At 56.5% G+C, this 6,417-nt stretch carries 3 protein-coding genes; all 3 read left to right on the plus strand.

Features of this window, described 5'->3' with window-relative positions; all coding sequences use genetic code 11:
* The first annotated feature begins 29 nt into the window (after positions 1-29).
* The 3 genes from IB274_RS29370 to IB274_RS29380 all read left to right on the plus strand — a co-directional run bounded on the left by IB274_RS29370 (position 30) and on the right by IB274_RS29380 (position 5,123).
* Positions 30-4,187 (plus strand): hemagglutinin repeat-containing protein, encoded by a 4,158-nt coding sequence (locus IB274_RS29370; RefSeq protein WP_225615100.1) that lies wholly within the window; start codon positions 30-32, stop codon positions 4,185-4,187.
* Positions 4,188-4,557: 370 nt separating this feature from the next.
* Positions 4,558-4,734 carry a hypothetical protein gene (locus tag IB274_RS29375; RefSeq protein WP_192436284.1) on the plus strand — a complete coding sequence of 59 codons (177 nt, stop codon included), beginning with the start codon at positions 4,558-4,560 and terminating at the stop codon, positions 4,732-4,734.
* 8 nt (positions 4,735-4,742) lie between these two features.
* The gene (locus tag IB274_RS29380) at positions 4,743-5,123 is read left to right on the plus strand and encodes a hypothetical protein (RefSeq protein ID WP_192436285.1); all 381 of its coding nucleotides are present in this window, start codon (positions 4,743-4,745) and stop codon (positions 5,121-5,123) included.
* Positions 5,124-6,417 lie beyond the last annotated feature (1,294 nt).

Consider the following 6,417-nt stretch of genomic DNA (forward strand, 5'->3'; position numbering starts at 1 on the left):
GCCTCATCCAGGGTCGCGACCTCAACCTCATGGCCGGTGGCGACCTGCTCAACGTCGGCACCCTGCGCGCCAGCCACGACCTCAACGCCGTGGCCGGTGGCAGCATCCTCCAGGGCGGCCTGGTCGATGCGGGCGAGCGCGTCAGCCTGCTGGCCGGCGACAGCATCCGCAACGCCCTCGCCGGGCAGATCCGCGGCGACCAGATCGACCTCACCGCCCTGCGCGGCGATATCGTCAACGACCGCACCGCCGTCACGGCCAGCATCGGCGGCAGCGAATACAAGAGCTTCCTCGACGCCGGCGCCAGCATCACCGCTCGCAGCGACCTGAGCCTGGACGCCGCCCGCGACATCACCAACCGCGGCGCCCTCAGCAGCGGAGGTGATGCCTACGTCAGCGCCGGCCGCGACATCAACCTCGAAGCCGTCACCGACGCCAGCCGCCTGCGTGACGTGCAGAAAGGCGGCCACCATGTCACCACTACCACCGTCGAGCAGAACCACGGCTCCAGCCTGAGTGCGGGCGGCAGCCTGACCCTTGATGCCGGGCGTGACCTGAACGTGATTGGCAGCAAGGCCAGCGCCAAGGGCGACCTGACCGCCAGCGCCAGCCGTGACATCAACCTGCGCTCCGTCGAAGACAGCGCCAACGTCGAGGTCCGCAGCAAGACAAGCAACAGCCGAACCCAGGAGCAGACAGGGCAAACCCGGCAAACCAGCGCTGAACTTGTTTCCGGTGGCGATCTGCTGGCGATGGCGGGGCAGGACCTTAACCTCACCGCCAGCACCATCAGTGCCAGCAACGAGGCTTACCTCTACGCGGCCCGTGACGTGAATCTGCAGTCGGCAGCCGAAACGGACAGCCACTCGCTCAGCAAGACCAAGCGCAGCAGTGGGCTGCTTTCCAGCTCAGAGAAGAAAACCGAAGGCAGCAGCCTTTACACCACCCAGGCTGGCTCGCTGGTCAGCGCCGACAAGATCGCCATTCGCGCCGGCCAGGACATCGGCGTCAGTGGCAGCGACGTCGCCTCCACCAACGGCACCAGCCTGCTCGCCGGGCGCAACGTCCTGATCGACGGCGCCACCGAAAGCACCGACACCAGCCATGCCGAATCGAAAAAGAAATCCGGCGTGATGAGCAGCGGCGGCATCGGCTTCACCATCGGCTCGGCCAGCAGCAAGGCCACCGACACCAACCACACTGAGCAAACCCGCGGCAGCACCATCGGCAGCGTGCTCGGCAACGTCGATATCCAGGCTGGCAAAGACCTCACCATCCGTGGCTCCGACGTCATTGCCGGCAAGGACATCAACCTCATCGGGCAGAACGTCAGCATCCTCGAGGCACAGAACCAGAACCGCAGCGAGGAGACCCGCGAGCAGAAGAAGAGCGGCCTGACCCTGGCCCTTTCCGGTAGCGTCGGTAGCGCGGTGAATACCGCCTACCAATCCTCGAAGGAAGCGCGCCACGAAGACGACAGCCGTCTGGCTGCTCTCAAGGGCATCCAGTCTGGCCTGACCGGTTATCAGGCGTGGCAGGCATCCCAGCAAGGGGGCGGCATGAGTGCCGACACTGCTGGGCAGTTCGTTGGCATCGCCATTTCCCTGGGCTCTCAACAATCCAAGTCGAAAACCGTTCAGGAACAGAGCGTCGCCCAGGGCAGCACCCTGACGGCCGGTAACAACCTGAACATCCTCGCCACTGGTGCCGGCAAGGTCGGTGAAGACGGCGACATCCGCATCCAGGGCAGCCAGCTCAAGGCCGGCCAGGATGTCATGCTCGCCGCCAACCGCGATCTTGTTCTCGAAGCCGCCTCCAACACCCAGAAGCTCGACGGCAAGAACAGCAGCAGCGGCGGCAATATCGGCGCGAGCATCGGCTTCGGCTCCAGCGGTGCAGGCATCAGCATCTTCGCCAACGGCAACAAAGGCACCGGCTTCGAACACGGCAACGGTACCACCTGGACCGAGGCCACCGTCGACGCCGGCCGCCAGGTCACCTTGATCAGCGGCCGTGACACCAACCTCATCGGCGCACAGGTCAATGGCGAGCAGATCACCGCCAAAGTCGGCCGCGACCTCACCCTGCAAAGCCTGCAGGACACCGACGAGTACAAGTCCGAGCAGAAGAATGTCAGCGGCGGCGCCAGCTTCACGCTCGGCACCATGACCGGCAGCGGCTACGTCTCGGTCGACAAGAGCAAGATCCACTCCAACTACGACAGCGTGCAGGAGCAGACCGGGCTCTACGCCGGCAAGGGCGGCTTCGACATTGAGGTGGGCAATCACACCCAGCTCGACGGCGCCGTCATCTCCAGCACCGCCAGCGCCGACAACAACCGCCTGAGCACCGACACCCTCGGCTGGCGCGACATTCGCAACGAGGCCGACTACAAGACCCAGCAACAGGGCATCAGCGCGAGCACCGGCGGCAACGAAGGCAGCGCCTTCTTCGGCAACATGCCCAACGGCATGGTTACCGCCTACACCCATGGCGATAGCGACAGTGGCACCACCCGCTCGGCCATCAGCGCCGGCACCATCGATATCCGCAATGGCGAAGCCCAGCAGCAGGACGTCGCCAGCCTGAGCCGCGATGTCGAGCACGCCAACGGCAGCATCAGTCCCATCTTCGACAAGGAGAAGGAACAGCGCCGCCTGCAGGAAGTGCAGCTGATCGCCCAGATCGGCAGCCAGTCGATGGACATCATCCGCACCAACGGCGAGATCAAGGCGAACGAGGAAGGGCGCAAGGCGCTGGAGAAGGACGGCAAGTACCCACCGGGTGAAGGCGCTTCGGCCGATGAGATCAAGAAGTACAACGAGGCCCTGGTCAACTCCAAGGCTTACCAGGATGTAATGCGAGAGTACGGCACGGGCAGCAACTACCAGCAGGCTGCCCAGGCTGTCACCGCAGCGCTTCAGTACCTGGCCGGCGGCGATATCGGTGGGGCCGTGGCGGGCGCTTCAGCGCCTTACGTCGCGAAACTGATCAAGGACCAAGCTGGAGACAACGACACCGCCCGCATCATGGCACAGGCGGTACTCGGCGCCATAGTGGCGAACGCCCAGGGCAACTCTGGCGTGGCGGGAGCGGCGGGTGCTGCGACGGGTGAGCTGATTGCGGCGAGCTTGTATCCCGGCAAGAGCGCTCAAGACCTGACGGAGAATGAACGCCAGATTGTTTCGGCGCTTTCCACGCTGGCGGCGGGGATGGTGGGCGGCTTGGCGACGGGAGATAGCGCTGGCGTTGTGGCAGCGGCCGGGGCTGGTAAGACGGCGGTTGAAAACAACTTCTTGAGTGGAAACCAGGTCAAAGCGTTTGATCAAGAAATGCAGGAGTGCACCAAGGCCGGAGACTGCGGCAAAGTCATCGATAAATACGTCGCCTTGAATGACGAGAATCGCAAGATGCTGCAGGCGACCTGCGCTGAGAAGCCTTGGGTTTGTGGTGATTACATGAAAGATTTGGTCAACACAGGTCTGAACAGGGTCGACCCTTCTCGACCAACCTTCTTCGGTGGAATTGAGAACGAAAATGTCAGGATGATGATTCAGTATGAGAATGGCTTGGATCTGCAATATATAAATTCGAATACAGATACCTTGTCCAAGGCGTTGGTATTTGCTTCGCAGTCTGAAAATGCCATGTTATTTTTCGGTGGGCTGGCCAATTTGACCAACGCATCGGGGAAATCAATAATCACTGGTACGGGATTGGGTATGGCCGCGAATGGAGGTGTCCAACTTGCGACTGGTAATACTGGTGATAAGTTTGATTGGGTAGGCTTCATGGCCGCTGGTGTCACGGGAGGGATGTCTGCCGGGCAAACTCTTATTCCAACTGTTCAGACAAACGTGGGAGGAGCATATATCGCTAGCCAGTTGAGTGGGCAGAACTCTGTTGACGCAATGATGGGTGCAGTGATTGGCTCGAGTTTAGGCTATGGTGTTGGTTCCGTAATTACAGGGAATCTTGAGAAGAGCTACGTTAATAGTCTGTTCGGGCTTTCAGGGAACAGCGTAAATGCACTGAAGTATTCAGAGATTTCGAGCTTCCCGGGGTCGTATCTGTTGAAAGAAACGCCTATGAGCCCCGTTCCTGGTATTTTGGGTTCTATAATTGGCAACTCTTTTTCTGAGGCGGCTAATAGTGCGGCACTCAAAAATGCTGGCAGGAAAGATTAGTATGCGGCGTCTGCTATTTCTGGTTTCTTTGTTCGTTATTGTTTTTTTTACAATGTTCCTGGGTCTTTCGTTAATATATTTTATTAATACGGTTGAGTACGATGGTGGGGTGAGGTTTAGTTATTCGTATTCGGCCTTTGTTTATATTATAAAGGCTAGCTTAGGAGGGGGGCTGCCTACTTCATTTGGGTTATGGTTGTATATTGTTTTTGTGGTGAAAAAATAACAACTCTGGAAATGGTCGTAAAGAGGATAAAGGAGAAAGATTTATTTTTCTACTCTAAAGCTGGCTGGCAAGTCAGGATTAGAGTTCTGAATATAAAGCTGTCCCCTTTTTTCGTCCAGGACCAATAGTCCGGTTTCAGTGCTAATGACTGTGGCCGAAAAAATCGAGAAGCAGGCTAAGAACAGTGTAGTGAATTTGGCTGGTTCACCATTGACCTTCAAGCAGGTAGAAAATGCACTGAGCGCTAAGCCAGTTGATGGTTTGAAGAGTTTGTATCTTCTGAAGGATGGTGAGTTTAAGGTGATTGAGGTTGGGCGATGAGCATAACAATGGCGCTTGAGATTCAAGTTGGAGCTACCTTAGAGGATATAGCTAGCGCTCTGTCGTCTTTGGGGGAGAGCTGCAGTCTGGGTGATACTAGATTGGATGCAAGCTTCGACAGTTCAGGTTGCCAATTTTCAGTTCGTTGTTTGGAGCAGCCTGAGGGGATCGTGGCCGAAGGGTGCTCCATGAGTTGGATGGTTGGTTTAAGAGGGGCGTTTCATTGTCGAGGAGGTAATCTTTCTGAAAGCTGGGTTGATATAAAATCATTTCTTCATGAGTTGTCATTGAAAATTGAGTGCGGCTTTGTTTTGTCGTTTCAATATGAAAGTATTTACGCGATTAGGGATTTTGATGGGTTGTCTTTTAATAGAAGTATGATTGATTAAAGGTTGCAAAAGGGGCTGGGACGGCTGAGATACCCGCTACTTCTGCAATTGCACGAGCGAGCTTATACAACGACCTTCGAGCAGTTCAAGCAAAAGACCAACTCATTGGCACTACTTTGCCAGCTGCGAAGGCTCCCGTTACCGTTACTGCTGAAGGTAGTGTTGGTGGGAAAGTATTCCAGGCAGCTCGCTCTACCATCGTTGCTGATCCTAATAAGCCGACGCTTATTGCGAATTTGATTCCGCCAGAGAAACCGAACTCAACGATGGCTAATGCTCATGCCGAAATTGCAGTGGTTCAGCGATCATACGATGTGGGACTAAATCAGGGGCAGAACATGTCAATTATTGTTCGAGGTGAGAGAGCGTGCTCATACTGCACTTTATCTAATAATCTCTTGGCAGCCACTGAGCGTTCTGGATTGAATAGTTTGACTTTGGTGGAAGCGGAAACTGCCAGAATATTTACATGGGTGCGCGGCACTGATGGTTGGAAGTGATGATTGATGATGAGAATTTCTCGACCTCTTTGAGATTGAGCTATCGAGACAAGTCAATGCCACTGCTGGGAAATGTCGTGGATGATCCTGTTTGGGGGACCATCGTGCACGCAATTAAAGGCTCATTTGAGCTGGGCGGTTATGTGCGATTGGAGTTATTAGTCCAGTCTCCTCTTTCACTAAACAGTTAACTATGGATTCTTTGCCGGGGAGATTCAGGCTGGATGTTCTAACTCGCTCGCTTAACCCCAAGGAGGAATACCTTGAGTGGTGGGAGTTAGCGGATTCACCTTTTAGAGGTACGGTTCAATTTTGGTGATGATGAGTTCGACTCTCGAATGGTTTGCACTGACATCTCAGTAGCAGAAGTTATCTTCAAAGAGCTTTATGAAGCGGGAAATTTGGAGAAAGGGCTATCTCAAATGCGTTCCCCGTGGAATACAAAGCCATAAAGCGAGGCACATAAATAGCCCCGGCACTGCCGGGGCTATTTGTTTCTACCGCTGTAACTCCCTACCGCCCGAACCCCCTCCGTTCATGCTCGGCCCGATACAACGACTGCGCATCGGAGACCGTCACTCGCACCGCCCCTGACAGCAGCCAACAGATCAGCTTCATCCCCGTCGACTACACCGGCGTGCCCTTCGCCGCCGTCGACCCGACCGCTGCCGACACCTTCCGCCTGCCGCAGGGCCAGTACGGCCTGTTCATCCGCGCCACCGATCCCGGCGCGAACTACCTCATCGAAACCAACCCGGCCCTCACCGACCTGGGCAAGTTCCTCAACTCCGGCT

The sequence above is a fragment of the Pseudomonas sp. PDM18 genome (assembly GCF_014852585.1).
Taxonomy (GTDB): Bacteria; Pseudomonadota; Gammaproteobacteria; order Pseudomonadales; family Pseudomonadaceae; genus Pseudomonas.